Below are 21687 nucleotides of genomic sequence, written 5' to 3'. Positions count from 1 at the left end.
TTTAGCCACGCCACTACAATTTAGATAATTCAGTTGCACTGATCACAGCGTTGTTAATTGTTCCGGTAAAAACAACGGCCCAATCGGAGCTCTTGGAATCGCCCATTCCTCAGGATAAATCACGTCAACCAAATACAATCCATTCGGTTTCGCCGTAGCCGCCGCCAATGTGCGATCTCTAGCAGCCAGCAAATCTGCCATCCAGCTTAACGGTTGTTCACCCTGCCCAATGATGATGAGTGAGCCCACAATGTTACGTACCATATGGTGCACAAAAGCGTTTGCCTTAATATCAACCACAATAAAATCACCTAACCGCTGCACAGTGACAAAGTGAATATTTCGATACGGGGTGTTGGATTGGCAATGTGAGGCCCGGAACGAGGTAAAATCATGTTCACCACAAATGGCCTGTGCCGCTGTATGCATTCGTTCAGCATCGAGCGCGTGATAAACGTGGGTAATACCGTGCTTTAAAATACCAGGCCGTACCGGCGAATTATAAATGATATACCGATAACGCCGAGCCGTAGCACTAAACCTAGCATTAAAATCTTGAGTTACTTCTGCATACCAACGAATCGCGATGTCGTCCGGTAGCATTGCATTAACGCCTAAGGTCCACGCTCGGTCATCTCGCACATTCTGCGTGTCAAAGTGAACTACTTGTCCTGTTGCGTGTACGCCCGCATCCGTGCGGCCCGCACAGGTTACCACTACTGAATGATTGGCAACTTTGCTAATCGCTTTCTCTAAACATTCTTGTACGCTAGGTACTGCTTGTTGACGTTGCCAACCAAAGTATCGATGGCCATCATACTCTACTCCGAGCGCTATTCGCATTGCCTATTTCTGTTCCTTTATTTTTGCTAGTAATTGCTCGGCTTCAGCTTGTAACTCAGCATCCGCGATTGGCATCACTTCCTCAAGTGCCGCAATACCCTCATCGAGCTCGCCCATCTCTAAATAAGCTCTAGCCAGATCAATTTGCGCCGCTAATTCTTCACGCTGAGCCTGCATCGCCTCTTCTTTCGTTTGCCCGGCATCTACATCACTATCGTCATCGGCATCCGCCTCAGCTTCATCCAAAATCTCAGATATTTCTCGATAGTTTTCTACCTTTTCGTGCGTTTGCGCAGGCGCTTCTGTTTCCACTCCGGCTTGTGTTGCTTCAGGCACTTCATTCCCAGTTGCTTCATGCGCAGGCGCTTGTGCCTCGCTTTCCGAAGCTTCGGCTAAGTGTGCGGCCGTTGCCACCTTATGCGGTGAATTCGATTTTTCATCGCTGGTATTTTTGCGAAAAACGAGAATTAGGAACGCCAAAATTAAGCCAATAAAGGCCACCGGAATAAGAACACCTGGCCAAGCTAAGAACCAAGCTAAACTCGGCTCATAGTTTTCTTCGATAACCACTTCTCGCTGCAGTGTTTGCGGCGCAGCGGCTTGTTCCACATTAACCGATTCTGCAACGCTCAAAGCAGCTTCCAAGTCACTTACTTGCTCGCTAAGCTCCCGATTGCTGCGCTGTACCGTCCGTAACTCTCGTTCAGTGTCCGCAAGTTGTTGTTGCAACTCACTTAACCGAGCTTCATGTGCGGCCTGTAACTCATCAATTCTTGCTTGTTCTGCACCGGCGGTTGCGCCCTGAAAATTCGCGCCTTGAACACGGGCTTCTCGAGCCATTTCCGCAGCTACGAACTCGCCACCCAACAATGGAATCATGCGCGTTCTGGCTAGCTCAGCATCTTGTGCTCGAATATCGCTCGCCGATGGCACGAAGAGCGTAACGCCGGTAGATAAACGGTTAATATTATCTTCGGGGAATAGCTCTGGATTAGCATCTACCAGAGCCGCCATCGTTTGATAAATACTAACACTGCGATCCGGATGAATACGATTAGCAATAAACCACATCGTGTCCTGTTTAGTAATCGGACCATAGGTTTGCTGGCTTGATTCTTGCGAGCTCGAATTAGAAGTGGGCTCTGCTTCATCGGCAAAACTTACTGATACGAACAAAAGCACCGCGGTCAGTAAAATCATGTTTGCAATCGACCGCGGGTTGAACCAACGAAAAGAAGCGCGAGAATGAGTTGTTGTTTGCATGCTTATCATTTTTATTTTCCTGCTTGCTCATGGAGCCCGCTCTGATGCTAATACTTTGCACCGAATTCAGCTTGCCGCTATCTAGTTAATTATCAGTTTTATAGTTTTCAAGGTTTTGGTGAACGCTAAAATCACCAGTAATCTCGAAGCAAATGCTCGGCAATTTGCACACTATTTGTGGCTGCGCCTTTGCGAATATTATCGGCTACTACCCAAAGATTTAAACCATTCGGATGGGTAAAATCTTTTCTTACTCGACCCACGAATACGGTATCTTTTCCTGATGCATCAGAAACCTGGGTAGGAAACTCATCATTCAATTCCCGTAACTCTACGCCTTCAGCTTGCTGTAGCAAAGCCTTAACACGTTCAACATCTACCGGCAGCCGAGTTTCTAAGTGAATCGCTTCAGCATGACCAAAAAACACTGGCACCCGAACCGCGGTAGCATTCACCATAATGCTTTCATCCCCAAAAATCTTCTGGGTTTCCCAATGCATTTTCATTTCTTCTTTGCTGTAATCATTATCAAGAAAAACATCAATTTGCGGGATGGCATTAAACGCAATTTGCCGGCTAAACGCTTCCGGCTCAGCGGGTAAACCATTTAAGAGCTTTGATGTTTGTTGTGCCAGTTCATCCATTGCTGAAGCGCCAGCGCCTGATACCGATTGATAAGTGGCTACATTAATGCGCTCAATACCGAACTCATCGTGAATAGGCTTTAACGCAACCAACATTTGAATCGTTGAGCAATTCGGATTCGCGATAATGTTGCGATTTCGAAATTCTGCAATAGCGTGCGCATTTACTTCCGGAACCACCAAAGGAATATCAGGTTGGTAACGAAATTGGCTGGTATTATCAATTACAACACAGCCGGCATCAGCGGCACGTGGTGCGTAGATTTCAGAAATACTGCCGCCAGCCGAGAAAAATGCAATTTCAACTTGGCTCCAATCAAAATTTTCAGCATCTTCAACAAGCAAATCTTCACCACGGAAGCTTACTTCAGTGCCCGCTGAACGGCTGCTAGCAAGCGGAAATAATTGCTTTACGGGAAAACCGCGTTCTTCAAGGCATTCCATCATTTGTTTGCCCACCAAACCAGTGGCACCCAACACAGCAACATTTACTTCAATGCTCATTAATAACCCTCAAAACTTAAGCCCGTGGCAAAAACCAAAGGCTGTGAATTTGTTATCGAATAATTTACGCTTATTCTACGCTGCTCGCACAGTAAAACCCAGCGCGCGTAACTGATTCTGCTGCTCAATGGAGCAAGATTGGTTACAAATTAACACTTGGCTCCACATTTCACGCCGTAAACGATACTCTTTTCGTAATCTATCAAACCCTTGGGTTGTTCGTCCATTTTCCCGAAAATTCCGATCATCCTGCAGAATCGGATAAACATTTTGTACCCACTGGTTAATGTCAGTTTCGCTAAAGCCATGTGCTATCAAAGTGGGATCGCCGTTTGTTTGTGGTAAAACCGCAGCTTCAGGAATAAGCTCTGATGTTGAGGAAAAAAACTGATGCAGTTGGGTATATAAGCGATATGTACCCCTAATCTTACCTTCAATGCTATGTCCGGCAATGTGCGGTGTTGCAATGTCAACAAGAGAAACTAAGCCATCAATGACCTGCGGTTCACCTTCCCAAACGTCCAAAGCGACATGTAAAGAGGGTCCGTTTTTCAAGCGCTGATGTAGCCCTTGGTTATCAACCACAGCGCCACGGCTGGCGTTTATTAATACGGCATTCGCTTGTAACTCGTTGATCCGATTTGCGTTTAATAGATGCCATGTAGCATCGGGCCCTTCCATGTTCATAGGTACGTGGCAAGAAACTAAATCATAGCTTGGCAAGCTTTGCCAATCACCAAAGGGTAATTCGGCTCCCGCTCTTTGTTTTATCGGATCAATGTATTCAACATGCATTCCTAATGCGGCTAAACGCTTTCCTGCCTCACTGCCTGTGTTCCCGGCACCCACAATGAGGGCGCGTTTATCACGCCAAGAGAAACCTTCTCGTTGGGCAATAGCGAGGGCAGCACAAAGTACATATTCACCCACTGCCACTGCATTGCAACCTGCTGCACTAGCAAATTCAATATTTCGCGCAGCTAGTGCTTGAATATCAACATGATCAACGCCAATAGTGGCAGTGCCAACAAATTTCAACTTCGGCGCTTTCGCCAATACCGCTTCATTTATTTCTGTAACCGAACGAATCAAGAGTATTTCAGTATCGGCAAGGTGTTCCTCAGGAAGCTCCCGGCCTTGGTAGAAGCACAACTGCGATGTTTCAAAAAGATTAGAGAATAAGTACTCTGAGGCAGGCAGATTCCTGTCGATCAAAAATTTCATCGCTTTTTCCCTCGTTGATCCACACTAACGATAATCTGAGCGTTTAGAATAGCTTCTAGTAACCAGCCTTGCATTAAAAAAGCCGCTCCAGTTGGAACGGCTTTCTGTTAAACCTTATCTAAACGCCCTTTTCAGGCGTTATAAGGGTAATGAATTACTGATATTTGCGAAACACCAATGAAGCATTAGTGCCACCAAACCCAAAACTATTCGACATCACAAGATTTAAGTTTTTCGGTGTGGCCTCGCGCACAATGTTCATGCCAGCCGCTTTTTCATCCAGTGTTTCGATATTTATGGATGGGGTAACGAAGCTTTCTTTCATCATCAATAATGAGTAAATAGCTTCATGCACACCCGCAGCACCTAGGCTGTGTCCTGTCATTGCTTTGGTAGCGCTGATTAATGGTGTATTTTCTGCAAATACTTCGCGAATAGCTTCTAGCTCTTTCACATCACCTACCGGCGTGCTTGTTCCATGGGTATTCAAGTAATCGATAGGTGCATCTAAGCCTTGCATCGCCATCTTCATACAGCGCACGGCGCCCTCACCAGATGGCGCAACCATGTCGAAGCCATCCGAAGTGGCACCATAACCTACGATTTCGCCGTAGATCGTTGCGCCACGAGCCAACGCAGTTTCAAGCTCTTCAATCACCAACATACCGCCACCACCTGAGGGCACAAAGCCATCGCGGTTGGCATCATAGGTGCGCGAGGCTTTTTCCGGCGTATCGTTATATTTAGTGCTCAAGGCACCCATGGCATCGAATTCCATGCCTAAGGTCCAGTGCAGTTCTTCACCACCGCCAGCAAATACACGATCTTGCTTGCCTAACTGAATCAATTCCAATGCATGGCCGATACAATGCGCACTCGTTGCGCACGCCGAGCTAATAGAATAGTTCACGCCTTTAATTTTCATTGGCGTTGCTAAACAAGCTGAGGTTGTGGAGGCCATGCAACGTGGAACCATATAAGGCCCAACTCGCTTCACGCCTTTTTCTCTTAGCGTATCAGCGGCGGCAACTTGATGCTCGCCGGAAGCACCACCTGAACCTACTACGAGGCCAGTGCGCTCGTTAGAAACTTCCTCTGCAGAAAGGCCAGCATCAGCAATGGCTTGTTCCAGAGCAATGTAGGCATAAGCTGCGGCATCACCCATAAAGCGATAGGCTTTACGATCAATGTGCTCACTTGCATTGATTTTCAAATCACCCCAAACCTGGCAGCGCAAACCCATTTCGGCAAATGGTTCCGAGCGAGTAATACCTGAACGCCCTGTTTTCAAAGATTCCAACACTTCCTGCTGATTATTGCCAATGCTTGATACAATTCCGATTCCGGTTACGACTGCTCGTCTCATTGAATCTATCCTATTAATAAATTTCCGGTATCATACATTGAACCGATGAAAACGAAAATGCACTCTTTAAGTGGTCTGCTGACTAACATTCTCGAATAAGGCTCAATATGACATCTGCTAACGCCAATCCATCTTTGCATTATGCCGATATCGAGTTCGACCAACAAGGTATACCCGAATCAACTCTATTTGCTGATATCTACTTTTCACGCAAAGATGGTATTGCCGAGAGCAACTACGTGTTTATTCAGCACAACGATCTCCACAAACGTTTTGCCGCAATTTCCGAGTACGATTCATTTGTGATTGCAGAAACCGGTTTTGGTACCGGATTAAACTTCTTACTCGCCGCTGATTTATTTCTTCAGAAGGCACCTAAAAATGCGCATTTATATTTTACCAGCTTCGAAAAATATCCTATTCGGCATGCTGATCTCGTTAAAATTCATCAGCATTGGCCACAATTTAGCACCCTTAGTTCCCTGTTGCTGGCACGCTACCCCGCTCTCTTGCCGGGTTTACAACGAATAGAGATTCACCCGCAAATCACGTTAGATCTCTATTTTTCAGATGTAAACGACACCCTTCGCGAATGGGCGGAAGAACACCCTCGCACAGTTAATGCATGGTTCCTAGATGGCTTTGCTCCGAGTAAAAACCCACAAATGTGGGATTCTAAGCTATTTAACGCCATTGCTTTGAGCCTGGCTAACCATGCAACTTTTGCTACTTTCAGCGCTACTGGGAATGTGCGCCGGCAAATGCTAGAAGCAGGGCTAAACGTTAAAAAAGCAAAGGGGTTTGGGCGCAAACGAGAAATGTTGTTCGGCGGAATTCAAAAGATGGGGAAACCCGCACAACCGGCCGCGCAATCTATTGCTATTATTGGCGATGGCATTGCCGCCGCCACTCTTGCTTATGAATTGCGCAATTCTAACAAACGCATTCACATCTTTGCGGCAGCAGAGGCAGCAGCTGCCGGCGCTTCAGGAAACCCCCAAGGCGCTGTATATCCGCTACTGCAGGCGCAATGGACGCCCTCTTCCGATTTCTACAGCCATGCCCATGAGTTCGCGCGCCAACTCTACCGAAGTGCCGTACCAAACTGTTGGCATGAAAGTGGGGTGCAGCAACTCAGTAAGAGTACTCCCCAGTTACTGAAAATTCGCAGTATTCGGAGCCTAAATCTCTATCCAGACCCCTATTGGCAACCGCAAACGCAAGCACAGGCTTCAGTAAAGGCTAATGTGCCGCTGCCTACGCCAGCGGTTTTACTGCCAACCGCTGGGTGGGTGCCCGCTAAACAACTGGTCAATGAATTACTAGAAAAGGTTGCCTCACATCGGAAACAATCGAATTTAGAATTCAGTGTGCATTTTTCTTGTCAGATTTTGGATATCCAAGCACTCAACGCCTGTTCATCGGCAAGTTCCCACCAGCAGTGGCAGCTTTTACTAGAGAGCACGTCCAAGGATTTCGTAGCAGAGAATCTGTGCTTTGATCAGGTGATTATTGCCGGTGGTGAGAAAAGTACGCAATTACTCCCGCAAGCTTTAGTACCTATTCGCCCTGTACGAGGGCAAATTACGCAGTTGGCGGTTCCAGATAACCACCAACTAGCAAATTTAAACCAAGTACTCTGTGGGGGTGGCTATATTACACCCGTGCATCAAGGTTTATGTTGTATTGGTGCAACCTTCGATAAAACTAGAACGGACGCTATTATCGACCCAAACGACGATGAACAAAATTTACGCCAACTGCGTGATGATTTTTCGTTTTCTGCGCCTCAAAGCTGGGTGGTTGCCAATCGAGCGAGTGTTAGGGCAACCACGCCAGATCACTTACCCCTAGCAGGGCGTGTGCCTAAATTCGTGAATGGCCAGCTTCAGGAATACTCGAATCTTTGGCTTCTCAGTGGGCTTGGTGCGCGGGGCCTTACTAGTGCTCCGTTAGCCGCGGCACTGGTGGCGGCACAAGTTGAAAACCGACCTCTGCCGGTTACCGCGCGGATTAATGCGGCATTGAAACCAATTCGTTTTGCCGAACGCGCGCGCTTGCGAAACAAATCAATCTGGGTATATTAGGTGCTGTTTCGAACAGATGTTTTCTGTTTCGGGCTCTTTTTAGCGCTGAAGGCTAAAAACGTTTTAGGCTGCGGCAATTAGGCGCTCCAACATGTTTTGTACGTGCTGTTGATCTTGCGGGTTTAACTCATCTTTGCTGCGTTTCAAAGCCGATCTAAGCTCTTCCCACAATAATTCCGGCGATTCCTCACCCCGTAACTCCAGCTGAGCAACCACAAGATCGAAATGCCCGCGTAAATAGCCACTGGCAAAAAGCTCGTTATCATCACCATTAACTACCGCCTCATCGAATACACTTTCTAATGAATCAGCCAAAATTGTTAATTTATTCGCCATAAGACCTCTATTGTCACTAATACCACGTGTTTTAATGTAAGAAAAAGCGTCGTTATTGTAGCTGATCTCGCCATCCCTCTCTAGCGTACTGATATTTTTATTCGTACCCTCTTGATGAGTTCAATCGTGGGATCTGCTATCCTCTCGCAGCTTAATTTTAGTCTCGAAGGTTTTGTTCACCGCATCGTTTAGGAAAGGTATTTTATGAGTGATTTCCGCATTGGATTATTTTATGGCTCCACAACATGCTATACAGAAATCGCCGCTGAAAAAATGCGCGATATCATCGGTGCTGATATCCTCGAACTTCACAACATTAAGGACATCCCATTAAAAGATGCTGAGCAATACGATTATCTAATTTTTGGCTTATCCACGTGGGATTTCGGTGAAATTCAGGAGGATTGGGAAAGCCACTGGGACGAAATTGCCGACCTCGATTTGCGCCACAAAACTATTGCACTTTTTGGCATGGGTGATCAGCAAGGATATGGTGAATGGTTCCAAGATGCGCTTGGTATGCTCCATGATGCGATTGCCGAAGTTGATACTGGCAAAACCATTAATCGAATTGGCCTATGGCCAACTGAGGGTTATGAATTTATCGCCTCGAAAGCGCTCACTGCCGATAAAACAAAATTTGTGGGCTTAGCGCTTGATGAAGATTCTCAATATGAATTCTCAGATGAAAGAATTCAAACTTGGTGCATGCAAGTACTTGAAGAGATTGCTCAAGGCATTGAGTAATTAAGCTTCGAAATCAGAATCATCGAGCGCTAAACCGCCGAATTCGGCCTCGGGAGCCCGATAATTCAGCAACCTCGCTTCAATGAGGCCTATTCGTTTAGCCGCATCTTCTACCGAATAATGCTTTGCCGGCAATCTCCCCCACACCGGGGCTGGCCAACTCGCATCGTATTGATTGCGCACAATGTGATGCAGGTGCAACTGGGGAACCATGTTTCCAAGCGCTCCGATATTTAATTTCTCGCCGTTGAAAACATCCATAATCATTTGCCCAAACCAACTTGATTCGTGCCAAAGTGCGGCTTGATCGGCGCTCGAAAGCTGAAAAATTTCACTGACATTCGGCCGCCGCGGCACCAAAATAAACCATGGGTATTGCCGATCATTCATCATCAATACCTGACACAGGGGCAAGCGCCCAAGATTGAAACAATCGGCTTCTAATTGTTTATGTAACATAAAGATGCCGGAGTATACTCCGGCATCTTTCGCTGCATCATTTACCATGCAATTAATCTCTAACGGTTGAATCGGAGGCGAAGATTTTTCCAAAATAACTATCCGGCAACCAATACGGGGCTTCGTCGGCGTTCGCTATCTCCACACCAATTTGAAAGTTTATATCAGTAAATAACGCGCCGAAATCATAACGAATGCCGCCATATTGTTCCGTTAATGTGGGCAAATCATCACCTGGACGATGATAGTTTTCAGCAAAGAAACGCCCCCAAACTTCACCGCCATCTTCATCTTCATCTTGCGAGGTGAAGCCTGTCATCAAGAACACTGCTGGGATACCTTGACGCACTAGTGTGTAATGGTCAGAACGAGTGAATATCGCTTGCTCAGGCATCGGGTCTGGGCTCAGGGCGATATCATGCTTGCCTGCTGCACGAGCCACGATTTCACCTAGGTTTGAATGGTCGGCGCCAAAGGCCACGATATCAGCAAATGGATACAAAAGTACCGGCATATCCAAGTTTACGTTTGCTACGATGCTCTCAATTGGAACAGTAGGATTGTGAGCAAAGTAATCAGCACCAAGTAAGCCTTTTTCCTCAGCAGTTACCGCCGCAAATAGAATTGAGCGCCGCGGAGGGTTACCCGCAGCAGCTTGCTCTGCATACATGCGCGCCGTTTCCAGCATTACCGCAACGCCTGCTGCATTATCAAGGGCACCGTTATTCACTTTTGATGATGTGGTGAAATCGCGAGCTAAACCGATATGATCTGAATGCGCCGTATAAATAACATACTCATTTTTTAATACTGGATCTGCACCTTCAATCATCCCAATAACATTAGGGCTATCAATTTCCGTGAATACCGATTCGCGGCTCATGGTAGCCGTAGCATCGAGTTCAAAAGCAGCGGGCCGCTCACCCGCCTCTAACGCGGCAAAGATACTATCTAATGAATATTCCGAATCAGCAAAGAACACTTCTGCCGCACGATAATCTAGGTAAGCACTACCTTTTAATTGGCCATCTTCGCCATGGGCATTGCCATCTGTATCGAGCCAGCGCATACGTGGGCCTGAACCGAATAGCACAGCGCGTTCAAAAGGCCGAACAGCCTCACGCTCTGGCGTATGTAAAGTAATAAAACCAACGGCACCCCGTGCAACTGCTTGCTTTTGCTTTTGTGCGCCTAAGTGAGCCGCCTCTTCACTCGGAAGCCCCTCGGTACCGCCACTTACCGCAATAACAATCTTATTTTCAACATCAACACCGGCATAATCATCAATACCGAAGGTTTCTGATACCAAGCCATAGCCAACGAACACAAGCTCTGCAGATACTTCCGAAACTTCTTCTGCAGTGTTAGCGCCGGTAGTAAAATCTTTGCGATATTCAAAATCATAGGTTCCGCTGGCTGTTTCCACACTAAACGTGGGCTCTTGTTCGCTTAACTGGGCGCTGCGAAAAGATACTCGCTGGTAGTAGCCATCGGTGCCGGCTTCTTCCAAACCCATGAGCTGAAATTGCGCAGCAATATAATGTGAACTAATTTCGTGTCCGCGAGTGCCAGTGTCGCGGCCCTCAAGCAAATCGCTCGCTAAAAATTCTAAATGAGCTTGCACTGCTGCTGGATTCGCAGCAGGTGCCGGAGCATGAACTTCACTGGTGTCCTGTTCGGGTGCACATGCACTAAGCAATGTAACAACAGCAACGGCACTCGCCAACCCCGTCATTTTTCCGGCATTGCTTAAAAAACGTTTCTTCATAATGGCTTCCATTTTCTTTTTAAAATTATCATATTGCTGACGCAAAAAGCTAAGCTCTGGCTAATTAGGGCTCAATTACTTTAAATCAGAACACGTCATCTAGTAAGCCAAAGTTATCATGATCATCGCAGTTTATCTGCCTCTTATCGCAGTTATTTAAAAAAACAGTTGTGACCACTAAATATTTTATGTAATGTTATATTATTACATAAAACATAACCACTTGAGCACAGCTCACTGAATTGAAGCCAAATAACTGAGAGCGCTTATTGCAACTACAGAGCGCTTGCCAAAATGATTACCGTTAACTAAACGATGAGTGAAAAAAAGATGTTCAGAAAAGCACCATTAGCATTGGCGATAGCTGCACTACTTAACCCCTACACACTCAGTGCGCAAGAAGCGGAAAGCGATACAAATACGCAAACAGAGGAGCCGGTTGCTGAGCAAAACGTTGATGAAAATCAAAATGCACAAAGAGCCACCGAGCACAGTTTTGAACGCATCATTGTAACGGCTTCACCGTTGCAACGCACTGTATTAGAGAGCGCCCAACCGGTACACATCTTATACGGCGATGCATTACGTGAGAGCGAAGCCGCAACACTTGGTGAAACACTCCGCGGTTTGCCTGGGGTGCAAGCTACTTATTATAGCCCGACATCGAGTAGCCCAATCATTCGTGGTTTAGATGGGCCGCGCGTTAAAATCGTGCAAAACGGCCTTGATGTGGGTGATATATCTCGAGGAGGCCCCGATCATGCGGTTTCTACTGAGGCTTCTACCGCTGAACAAATCGAAGTACTTCGCGGCCCTGCTACACTTCTTTTTGGCAGTGGCGCAAGCGGCGGTGTAGTTAACGTAGTTGATAACCGTGTGCCACGGCAACCTATCGACGGCCTCGAGGGCTCTTATGGCGCTCGCTACAATAGTGTTTCTGATGAGCGTAGTGGTAGCTTTGATTTAAATGCCGGCCAAGGTGATTTCGCGCTTCATCTTGATGGTTTTTATCGCAAGGCAAACGATACTCGAGTACCCGAGTTTCATACTCCCGATGGCGAGCACGCAGAAAAAATCGAAAACAGCTTTACCGACGATAAGGGTGCAACCTTAGGCGCCAGCTATTTCTTTAATGATGGCTTCGCCGGCTTTTCATTTGGCCGCTTAGAACGCGAATACGGTATTCCAGGTCACTCCCATGGTGAGGATGAACATGGTGAGGATGAACATGGTGAAGATGAGCATGAGCATGATCACGACCATGACCATGACCATGAAAGTGGCCATGCTCATGAGGACGGCGTTTATGCTGATATGGTGCAAGATCGGTTCCAATTTATCAGTAGCTTCAATAACCCTTTCGCGGGCTTCGAGAGTATCGATTTCAATGTTGGCTACACAGATTTAACACATCAAGAAATTGAAGACGAATATGTGGAAACCGGCTTTAATCTTGAAAAAACGGAACTACGCGTAATTGCTCGCCACAACCCGATTGCGGGCTGGCGCGGTGCTATTGGTACGCAAATATCTCAGCAAGAATATAGTTCATTTGGTTCAGAAGCCTATACGCCAGCTACCGATACAGATAGTGCAGGTGTATTTTGGATTGCCGAACGCGGGTTTGGTGATATCACTTGGGAAGTGGGGGCGCGCATTGAGCAAGTTGAACTCGATAGCGAAAATTTTAATAAAATCGATTACACACCGTTGAGTGCATCAACCGGGATGAATTGGCGAGTAAGTGATGGATTAAAATTAGCGGCGAGTGTGAGTTATAGTGAGCGAGCGCCAACTGCCAATGAGTTATTTGCTAACGGCGCGCACTTTGCAACTCGAACCTTTGAAGTGGGCGGCGTATACAATATTCACCACCTTGATGGCCATGAGGAGGAGGGACATGACGATCATGGTCATGATGACCACGGCCATGATGACCATGGTGACGATCACAGCGATCACGGCCACGGTGAATACGCTTATGAACTAGAAATAGCTGATTTTGCTCTTGCCAAAGAACGCTCGATGAACATTGATTTCGGTATGCATTTTGAGGGTGATAGATGGCATCTTGATGCGAATTTATTCTTCAATAAAATCCACGATTTCATTTATCTCGATAACAAAGGCTTCGCCAGCGAATTGTTAGATGCGGATATCTTCCACAGCGACCATAGTGAGCATGGAGAAGGCGAAGAGCATGATCATGAGCACGATTTTGGCGAGCTTCCTGTTTATCAGTATGCCCAACAAAGTGCTGAGCTTTACGGTTATGAATTATCAGGCCGTTATGTATTCAATCAAAACTGGAGCTTAGAGGGCTTTTCTGATTATACCCGTGCCGTATTCACCGATGGCGGCAATGTTCCTCGTATTCCAGCGCAGCGGTTTGGTGTAAGCGCATCCTATAACCAGGAAAACTGGGACGCTACCTTGGGTTACACCCATTATTTTGCCCAAAATCGAACGGCAGATAACGAAGAATCAACCGATAGTTTTGGCTTGGTGAACCTGCACTTTAATTACTATCCGGGCTACTTTGCTGGGCAAGATGTGGCAGTTTACTTAAAAGCTGAAAATTTAACGAATGAATTGGGTTACGCCCACAGTTCGTTTATCCGCAACTATGCGCCGCTACCAGGCCGTGGCTTTGGTTTTGGTATTAGAGCAAGCTTCTAATTGCACTGATATCAACGGTTAATCCTTATCGAAGAAGGGAGTACTTCAGTTGCGGTACTCCCTTTTTTATTGCTCCCTTTTTTAGTATCGATATTCCAAGCCTTTTCCCTTGAATGTCTTTTAGCGCTTAACGGCGAGTTCGTTTATACTGCGGTACTAACAACTACTCATGTTTTTATGCAAAGGAGAGCCCATGCGGTTTTTATCTCGACGCTTAGTAATGCCGAATGATTTGAATTTTGCCGGTTCGCTATTTGGTGGCCGAATTCTTGAATGGATAGATGAGGAAGCCTATATTTACGCGAGCTGTCAACTCGATCAAAAGAGCTTGGTAACTAAGCATATGGGCGCAATAACCTTTGAAGCATCTGCTTTTCAAGGTGATGTAGTTGAGTTCGGATTAGAAACAACTCGAGTTGGCCGAACATCGTTAACCGTGTGTTGTGTGGTGCGCAATAAGGGAACCAAACAGAATATCTGCGTGGCGGATGATATCGTATTTGTACATATTGATAACGTTTCGCGGAAACCTCAAGCGCACGGCAAAACTAAAGAAGAACTCGATTTATTGCCAATTGAGCCCCCCGGATACAAGTAAACTTAGGCAAGAGCAAACTTTAGATATTAAAAGGCGGTGTGATATTGCACACCGCTTTTATTCAACAAGTTAAGTAATGCGTAGATTAGTTTCGCAAAAACTTACCAGCAAAGGTTAATACCGGTGTAGCTGTTGGTTTACCGTGCTGCCAATCACCACCCTCAACACCACTACCCGCAATATCAACATGAATATACGGTAATGGTCTTTCACTGTTATTTCCGTGTTTTTCTAAACCTGCTACTTCAGCTAAAAATGCCATTGGGAACTGATGCCCACGCTTGGTCGTTGCTGATGGCCCATTGTTTGATGATAACAAATCATCAGCTTTAGTGCGGCCACGCACAAAATCAAAATCTTCGCGCCGACTTGGCGATAGCTCTGCCGGATCCGACCAAGTTTCACTCGCCAAAAGCAAATCATGGGCTAAACCACTTTTTACTGCCGGCCCATTCGGTACAAAGGCCGAATACGGTCCTTTTGCCAGCGCAGCGTGGCCAGTTAAAGTTGCTACGGTATACAAACTTGGATTGATTTCGTTTTCCGCAAGCTCGGTAAGATGGGCTAAACAATCAGCCATCACTAATCGACCTTCGGCATCGGTGTTGCCAATTCGAACTCGTTTGCCAGAACGGCCGGTTATAATTTCATCAGCTACGAAAGCCAGAGCATCGATGTTATTGCGCACTACAGCGAGCTCGGCGATTACTTTTAAGCCCTGAGGTTTAACACCTGCCACAGCTTTCAGAAAACCAGCCACACCAGCCGCGCCGCCTTTATCTCGGCTCATGCCTGCCATATGGCCACCGGTTTTTAAATCGGCGCCACCCGTATCATAAGTAATTCCCTTACCCACCATCATAAGAGTTTGATTCACATCTCCTTCCGGAGAATATTCTAAACGAATCACGCAAGGGCGTTGGCTAGTTCCGAATGAAGCACGGCCCACAGCTGCAAGTAAAGGATATTCATGCTCAAGCTCTGGCTTATCATCGATAATTTGAACTTTAATTGCGGTGCCTGCGAACGCGTGTTGGCAGTATTCAGCAAACTTCATTGGCGCCATGCGTTCCGGCTCAGTGCCGCATAAATCTCGGGCTACTCGGCGCCCCTCTTCAACCGCGTGAAGCCATTCTGCACTTTCTGCACTTTGTGCATGCTCTGCAATCAACGTAACCGCGTTTATCGGTTCAACACTCTCTCCAAAATGCTCCCGAGCCTCTAAGGGCTCATATAAACCCTGGCAAAAGCCAAACCAGGCTGCTTCAACAGCTTTCTCAAAGCTTTCACCCGTTGGCATTTCCGGAATCCACAGCGCGGGTGCAATAGCGCCCGAATCGCGCAACAAGATGGCGGCGTTCCGAGCCGCATCAAAAAACCGGCGCACATCATCGTAATCGCGATCCAAACGCCCAGTGGGCGCCAGCACTAAGCGCTTACCTGGTGCTTCTTCGCAACGAACAATTGCGGTTTTATGCATCGCTTGCGCATCTACTTGTTGCAAGCCCTGCACAGCTTCGCTGTATGGCCGCGGTATGTGGGCAATGTCGTGGCTGAGTACAACAAGTGCATCACAAGCTGCATTTGCCAATTCATTCGGTGATGTTACAAAATTTAATTTCGGTGTCGCCATAAATCTATTTCCCCTTTTTATTCGGGCCTAAGGTTTAACTATGAAAGCTCGCCACTACCTCATTGACGCCGCCAGAGTGTGCCATCGGCCGTATCTTCGAGGACAACTCCCATCGCTTGCAATTCATCGCGAGCGGCATCAGCACCTGCCCAGTCTTTAGCTTTACGAGCAACATTGCGTTGTTCGATCAAACCTTCAATCTTAGCAATTTCCGAATCACTCTCAGCACCTTTTAAAAATTCATCCGGCGCTTGCTGCAAAATGCCCAAAATCGCACCGTACTCCCGCAGCAAAAACACTAATTCACAAGCTAACGGTTTATTATCTTGGCGCTGACGGTTTATTTCGCGGGTAATATCAAACACCACAGACATCGCTTCCGGCACATTAAAATCATCGTTCAATGCTTCACGTATACGCGCCTCGTAGCCGGAGCGCACGGCATCAGAAGCTGCTTCTGGGGTTAATCCTCGCATGGCGGTATAAATTCGTTCCAAGCTCGCATGCGCTTGATTTAGGTGCGCCTCTGAATAATTCAATTGGCTACGGTAATGCCCCGATAACAAGAAAAACCGAACGGTTTCAGCACTATAACTGGCCAACACATCACGTATAGTGAAAAAATTCCCTAATGATTTCGACATCTTTTCTTGGTTCACTTGCACCATACCCGTATGCATCCAGTAATTCACATAAGGTGTATCGTGAGCACAGCACGACTGCGCAATTTCATTTTCGTGGTGTGGGAACATCAAATCAGAGCCCCCACCATGAATATCGAAGTGTTTACCGAGATGCTTACCATTCATGGCCGAACACTCAATGTGCCAGCCCGGACGCCCTGGCCCCCACGGCGATTCCCAACTCGGTTCACCAGCTTTCGCTCGTTTCCAAAGTACAAAATCCATTTGATCTTGTTTACCTTCGGTTACGGCCACTCGCGCGCCGGCTTGTAACTGCTCCAAGTTTTGCCCACTCAAACGGCCATATTCTGGAAAGCTAGAAACATCGAACAACACATCACCCGAAGAGGCTACGTAAGCGTGTTTTTTCTCAATCAACTGACCGACCAAATCAATGATTTCTTGCATATGGGTGGTAACGCGCGGCTCGATATCCGGCTCTAATAAATTAAGAGCTTTAAAATCGTCATGCATGTAGCCCAAGAAACGCTCGGTTATAGCATCAATACTTTCGTTATTTTCTGCTGCGCGCCGTATAATTTTATCGTCGACATCCGTAACATTGCGCACAAAGGTTACCTTGTAGCCTAAATACCGTAGGTAACGCACTATCACATCAAATGCCACGTACGTGCGCGCATGGCCGATGTGGCACAAATCATAAATGGTAACGCCGCACACGTAGAGCTTCACTTCACCCGCTTGAATTGGTTTAAATTCTTCTTTGGTTTGGGTTAGGGAATTATAAAGCTTTAGCATTATTTAAACTCTCGCAGTGATTTTAACGTTACGGATAGTCGTAAGGCTGTATAGAAAGGCTTTATACTACCAGTATCACACCGGAGTTTCAGCACAGAATTACGCACAGTTGAAAAGGACCCATACATGACGAACAGTGAATTTGGCGGCCTAAAAGAGGTTAACGAACCCGAATTATCAATTGCTGAAGATACGCAAAATACTGAAATGCAACGCGCAGCGCATTTAGCGAACGAATGGATGTTGGCGGAAGAAACCTTTAACGGTGAAGATGTTCTCCATACTATTTCTATATTTGGTAGCGCACGGATTCCTGCTCCAGAAAAGGTGCCGCAGCAAAATCCATGTGAATCGCTCGCTCATTTTTATCAACAAGCGCGGCAACTCGCTTTTCGCATAGGCCAGTACATCGAGGCCGAGGGTTTAAGCCAAACTCGCCTGATCACAGGTGGAGGCCCGGGAATAATGGAAGCTGGGAGCCGAGGTGCAAATGAAGCTGGCCATGCAAGTATCGGCCTGAACATCGCATTGCCCCACGAGCAGCGCCTAAACCCTTTTATCGCCGCTAAACACAGCATTAACTTTCAATATTTCGCCCTGCGCAAAATGCACTTTTTAAAACGTGCTCAAGCGTTAATTGTGTTTCCAGGGGGCTTCGGCACGCTCGATGAGCTATTTGAAACCCTTACTTTGATTCAAACGGGTAAGATGCCGAGAATTCCAGTTTTCCTATATGGCAAAACATTCTGGAACGGGCTGATAAATCTTGAATTACTTGCTGCCCATAACCTAATCGACCCGGAAGATTTAGCACTCTATCATCTTGTTGATTCGGTAGAGGAAGCATGGCAAGAGATACAGCCAATTCTTTTAAGGTTAAAAAATGAAACTCTCGTTCCCTCAGAAAAGGCAACTCAGCGGAAAACTGATTAAGTAGTGCGCGCTGGCTATGTTCTGCGCGTTGGCTATGTTCTGTGCACTGGCTATGATACGGCGTTTTTTATTGGCTAATTTCCGCTGCCTGAGAATTTCCGTTACAATAGGCACCTTTCATGTAGCCGCCACGGCGGCTCAATTCATCGATAACATTGGAAAAGATCATGAACGTAACTCTACATACCACAATGGGCGATATTGAAATTACCTTATTCGCCGATAAAGCACCGGAAACCGTAGCGAATTTCGTTTCCTACGTTGAAGATGATTTCTATGCGAATACTATTTTTCACCGCGTGATTGATGGCTTTATGATTCAAGGTGGCGGTTTCGAACCCGGCATGAATCAAAAAGAAGTGAAGGCACCGATTAAAAATGAAGCCAATAACGGCGTGAGCAATAAGCGCGGCACCATTGCTATGGCTCGTACCAATGATCCACATTCGGCAACTGCGCAGTTTTTCATTAACGTTCGTGATAACAGCGGTTTAGATTTTACGGGCGAAAATCCATATGGTTGGGGCTATTGTGTGTTCGGCGAAGTAACATCAGGGCTTGATGTGGTTGACGCCATTCGTGTGGTAAAAACAGGTTCAGCGGGCTTCCACCAAGATGTGCCTGTTGAAGATGTTATCATCACCAAAACCACGCTTAATAAATAGATATCGATGACAACACGATTCATCTCCGATTTACACCTAAGCGCTGAACGTCCGGATATCACTGGGCTGTTCATCCAGTTTTTACGCTCTGAAGCGCGTGAAAGTGACGCGGTGTATATCCTAGGTGATTTGGTCGAGTACTGGATTGGCGATGATGATGACAATAGTTTTCATCGCCAAATTCAAACCGAGTTAAAAGCGCTCACCGATAGCGGTGTGCCCTGCTACTTTATTCATGGCAATAGAGATTTTTTGATTGGCGAGCAATTTGCTGAAAAAACCGGTGTGATTATTTTACCTGAGCCTTCGGTTATCGATTTATACGGCCGCAGAACAGTGATTTTGCATGGCGATACTTTGTGCACTGATGATGTCGGCTATCAACGCTTCCGGAAAATCATCCGCCACCCATGGCTGTTGGCTGTAGCCCGAAATATGCCTCTGGCATGGCGGCGCTGGTTAGCCGAAAAGCTGCGTGATACTAGTGCGGGGAATAAGGTTTTAAGCGCTGAGGAGTTAGCGAAATACGACGCTAAAGACAAAGCCGTAGGCCAAGTTCTTGCTGAGGCATCTGCTGATTTGATGATTCACGGCCACACACACCAGCCCAACATCCATCAGCACATGGTAAATAACAGCTTAAAAACACGGATTGTGCTGGGCGATTGGTATGAGCAAGGCTCTATACTGGAAATCGACGCTGAACACTTCGAACTAAAAAGCCAACCTTTAGCAGCAGCCCCGAATTAACATCTCAGCGTAAAAGAGCAACAACAACGCCCCTTCACACGCTATTGTGCTCCAAAACAGTAATGCTTCGTTGCTTTTGCTTCTGTTCAAATAGCAAAAGCCGGATGAGTAATACTAGGCCACTGGGCCGCTATGAAAACGTAGCACTTTATCAGGGCTTTCAATTAGGTTTTGCTCTATACCCAAGAACATCTGCACCCGCGGTGCGATATCCTCCTCGCCCGCTACCAATTCGGCCAAGCTTAAGTAATCTTCAAAGTGCCGCGCCTCTGAGCGTAGCAATGATACATAAAAACGCGCTACTGATTCTGGGAGATGCGGCACAAGCGCCGCGAAACGTTCACATGAACGCGCTTCAATAATGCCCCCAATGATCAGTTTATCCACTAAACCACCCACTTCTGAACCTCGAATGTGGCGCAGCATACCCGCCGCATAGCGCGCAGCAGTGGTTGGCTGCAATTCAATATTATTCGCTTCCATAATAGTGAACACTTGGTCGAAATGATGGAGCTCTTCTTTCATCAACAGCACCATTTTACTCAATAACTCATCTTGCCAAGGCTCACTTTGCGCTAACTCAAGTTTTGGTGCCTGTTTATTTTTTCCTGAAAGTTGCGTATTTGTCTCGTTTTCGGTAGCCAACAAATGCCCCCGATAAACTCGAGTTTCATAAGGCTCTAGCCATTGCAAAATCTGTTGCGCGGTGGCCTCATCAACAACATAGCGGCGTAATAACAAACCGGCACTTTGCGCGGCTTTCAGCTCACAATGCAGATGATCGGTGAGAAGTAGCGAAAGATTACATGGATCTGAAGCTTGCTCAATCCACAAATCAGGCGTTTTACAGAGCAAAAAATTGTTTATCGGATTTAACAAACCCTGATAATTGTTTAATAAATTCACGGGCACCACGCTAACTACTTTATAACAAAAGAATCTGAGCAGATTTTACTCAGAACCTTTCATTCTTGATTTAAATACGAACTCCGTACGTATAATGCAGCATAACCATTGTGGTTTTGCAGACATCCGGAGCCAAGGCTCCCAAGGAGAAAGAAAAATGATATTAAATCATATCTGGGGTCTCTACGCTCATCCAGTAGAAGAATGGAAAACAATCGACCAACGCCACGAGAGTTTGCGCTTCTCGCTCTCACATATTCTATTTGTTGCACTTATCCCATGTTGTGTTGCCTATTATGCCTCGGCTCATCTCGGCTGGAGCATCGGTGCACGGGAAAGTATTTACTTAACACAAAATAGCGCAGTTGCCATGGCAATCGCCATGTACATCGGCATCATTGGTGGTGTGTTTGCGCTATCTTACCTAATTCATTGGATGGCAAAAACCTTTGGTGCTAGCCCCACACTAACCCAATCTTTGGAGCTCGCGGCTTATACTTCAACGCCTGTTCTCATGTCGGGCGTGGCGGCATTTTACCCTGAGCTTTGGTTTGTTTCTATGGTGTTTTTAGCCGGGGTGGCGTATTCGGTTTATCTCCTTTATTCCGGTGTTCCGATCTTGATGCACATCCCCGAAGAACGTGGTTTTATTTACGCTAGCTCGGTGGTTACCGCAGGCTTAATATTAATGGTTATTTTGATGGCCGGAACAGCAATCGTTTGGACCAATGGCTACTTCCCTACATTTGTAGGCTAAATCCTTGGGCGTTCTTTGCAGCATTTACTTACTGCCGTGTTCAACGCTCTGTTTAATTTAGCAGGATTTCCTACTGTAATTTG

The 21687-nt window shown here is 46.5% G+C and carries 19 protein-coding genes; 8 read left to right on the top strand and 11 right to left on the bottom strand.

Translation table 11 applies throughout. The annotated features are described in order from the left end of the window. Positions 1-42: 42 nt before the first annotated feature. From truA to fabB, 5 genes are all read right to left on the bottom strand, one after another. Positions 43-843: a tRNA pseudouridine(38-40) synthase TruA gene (truA, locus tag CWE08_RS05885; RefSeq protein WP_126766680.1), complete on the bottom strand. Its 801-nt coding sequence runs from the start codon at positions 841-843 to the stop codon at positions 43-45. Positions 844-846: 3 nt separating this feature from the next. Further along, positions 847-2115 carry a FimV/HubP family polar landmark protein gene (locus CWE08_RS05880; protein ID WP_126766678.1) on the bottom strand — a complete coding sequence of 423 codons (1269 nt, stop codon included), beginning with the start codon at positions 2113-2115 and terminating at the stop codon, positions 847-849. Between the two features lie 122 nt (positions 2116-2237). After that, complete coding sequence (locus CWE08_RS05875; protein WP_126766675.1) at positions 2238-3254, bottom strand: aspartate-semialdehyde dehydrogenase; 1017 nt, start codon at positions 3252-3254, stop codon at positions 2238-2240. Between the two features lie 75 nt (positions 3255-3329). After that, positions 3330-4478, bottom strand: a complete 1149-nt coding sequence (locus tag CWE08_RS05870) for a 4-phosphoerythronate dehydrogenase (RefSeq protein ID WP_126766673.1) — start codon at positions 4476-4478, stop codon at positions 3330-3332. A gap of 154 nt (positions 4479-4632) precedes the next feature. After that, on the bottom strand, positions 4633-5844 hold the full coding sequence (gene fabB / locus CWE08_RS05865; protein WP_126766670.1) for a beta-ketoacyl-ACP synthase I: 1212 nt from the start codon (positions 5842-5844) through the stop codon (positions 4633-4635). A 107-nt stretch (positions 5845-5951) separates the two neighbouring features. On the opposite strand from fabB, the gene mnmC reads away from it, so the two are divergent. Next, positions 5952-7931, top strand: coding sequence for a bifunctional tRNA (5-methylaminomethyl-2-thiouridine)(34)-methyltransferase MnmC2/FAD-dependent 5-carboxymethylaminomethyl-2-thiouridine(34) oxidoreductase MnmC1 (mnmC, locus tag CWE08_RS05860; RefSeq protein ID WP_126766668.1), 1980 nt, complete (start codon positions 5952-5954; stop codon positions 7929-7931). Positions 7932-7994: 63 nt separating this feature from the next. Here the strand turns inward: mnmC and CWE08_RS05855 are convergent, their stop codons facing one another. Then, on the bottom strand, positions 7995-8267 hold the full coding sequence (locus CWE08_RS05855; protein ID WP_126766666.1) for a YfcL family protein: 273 nt from the start codon (positions 8265-8267) through the stop codon (positions 7995-7997). Between the two features lie 204 nt (positions 8268-8471). On the opposite strand from CWE08_RS05855, the gene fldB reads away from it, so the two are divergent. Beyond that, on the top strand, positions 8472-9014 hold the full coding sequence (fldB, locus tag CWE08_RS05850) for a flavodoxin FldB (protein ID WP_126766664.1): 543 nt from the start codon (positions 8472-8474) through the stop codon (positions 9012-9014). On the opposite strand, the gene CWE08_RS05845 is transcribed toward fldB, so the two are convergent. Together CWE08_RS05845 and CWE08_RS05840 are read right to left on the bottom strand one after the other, a co-directional pair. After that, positions 9015-9521 carry an HIT domain-containing protein gene (locus CWE08_RS05845; RefSeq protein WP_206750634.1) on the bottom strand — a complete coding sequence of 169 codons (507 nt, stop codon included), beginning with the start codon at positions 9519-9521 and terminating at the stop codon, positions 9015-9017. 4 nt (positions 9522-9525) lie between these two features. Beyond that, entirely contained in the window at positions 9526-11241 is a 1716-nt protein-coding gene (locus CWE08_RS05840) for a M28 family metallopeptidase (protein WP_241973848.1), read from the bottom strand. Positions 11242-11571: 330 nt separating this feature from the next. Between CWE08_RS05840 and CWE08_RS05835 the strand changes: the two genes are divergently transcribed. Next, entirely contained in the window at positions 11572-13920 is a 2349-nt protein-coding gene (locus CWE08_RS05835) for a TonB-dependent receptor (RefSeq protein WP_198677096.1), read from the top strand. 193 nt (positions 13921-14113) lie between these two features. Next, the gene (locus CWE08_RS05830; protein ID WP_126766659.1) at positions 14114-14518 is read left to right on the top strand and encodes an acyl-CoA thioesterase; all 405 of its coding nucleotides are present in this window, start codon (positions 14114-14116) and stop codon (positions 14516-14518) included. A gap of 85 nt (positions 14519-14603) precedes the next feature. Here the strand turns inward: CWE08_RS05830 and CWE08_RS05825 are convergent, their stop codons facing one another. Both CWE08_RS05825 and cysS read right to left on the bottom strand, forming a co-directional pair. After that, a complete protein-coding gene (locus CWE08_RS05825) occupies positions 14604-16151 on the bottom strand; it encodes a M17 family metallopeptidase (RefSeq protein ID WP_126766656.1) in 1548 nt (515 codons plus the stop codon). Between the two features lie 59 nt (positions 16152-16210). Then, the gene (cysS, locus tag CWE08_RS05820; protein WP_126766654.1) at positions 16211-17593 is read right to left on the bottom strand and encodes a cysteine--tRNA ligase; all 1383 of its coding nucleotides are present in this window, start codon (positions 17591-17593) and stop codon (positions 16211-16213) included. 126 nt (positions 17594-17719) lie between these two features. Between cysS and CWE08_RS05815 the strand changes: the two genes are divergently transcribed. The 3 genes from CWE08_RS05815 (at position 17720) to lpxH (ending at position 19941) form a co-directional block, all read left to right on the top strand. Then, positions 17720-18526, top strand: a complete 807-nt coding sequence (locus tag CWE08_RS05815; protein ID WP_126766652.1) for an LOG family protein — start codon at positions 17720-17722, stop codon at positions 18524-18526. A gap of 167 nt (positions 18527-18693) precedes the next feature. After that, the gene (locus tag CWE08_RS05810) at positions 18694-19191 is read left to right on the top strand and encodes a peptidylprolyl isomerase (protein ID WP_126766649.1); all 498 of its coding nucleotides are present in this window, start codon (positions 18694-18696) and stop codon (positions 19189-19191) included. Positions 19192-19197: 6 nt separating this feature from the next. Further along, positions 19198-19941: a UDP-2,3-diacylglucosamine diphosphatase gene (gene lpxH / locus CWE08_RS05805; RefSeq protein ID WP_126766646.1), complete on the top strand. Its 744-nt coding sequence runs from the start codon at positions 19198-19200 to the stop codon at positions 19939-19941. A 114-nt stretch (positions 19942-20055) separates the two neighbouring features. On the opposite strand, the gene miaE is transcribed toward lpxH, so the two are convergent. Then, positions 20056-20856: a tRNA isopentenyl-2-thiomethyl-A-37 hydroxylase MiaE gene (miaE, locus tag CWE08_RS05800; protein WP_198677095.1), complete on the bottom strand. Its 801-nt coding sequence runs from the start codon at positions 20854-20856 to the stop codon at positions 20056-20058. Between the two features lie 148 nt (positions 20857-21004). Here miaE and CWE08_RS05795 point away from each other — a divergent pair, with 148 nt between their 5' ends. After that, positions 21005-21604 carry a Yip1 family protein gene (locus CWE08_RS05795; protein ID WP_126766644.1) on the top strand — a complete coding sequence of 200 codons (600 nt, stop codon included), beginning with the start codon at positions 21005-21007 and terminating at the stop codon, positions 21602-21604. Positions 21605-21687: the final 83 nt, after the last annotated feature.

Origin of the sequence: Aliidiomarina iranensis, from assembly GCF_003987135.1 — a bacterium.
GTDB classification, from domain to species: domain Bacteria; phylum Pseudomonadota; class Gammaproteobacteria; order Enterobacterales; family Alteromonadaceae; genus Aliidiomarina; species Aliidiomarina iranensis.
Note: the sequence above shows the minus strand (reverse complement) of the source record. Positions and strands in the feature narration are given on the sequence as shown.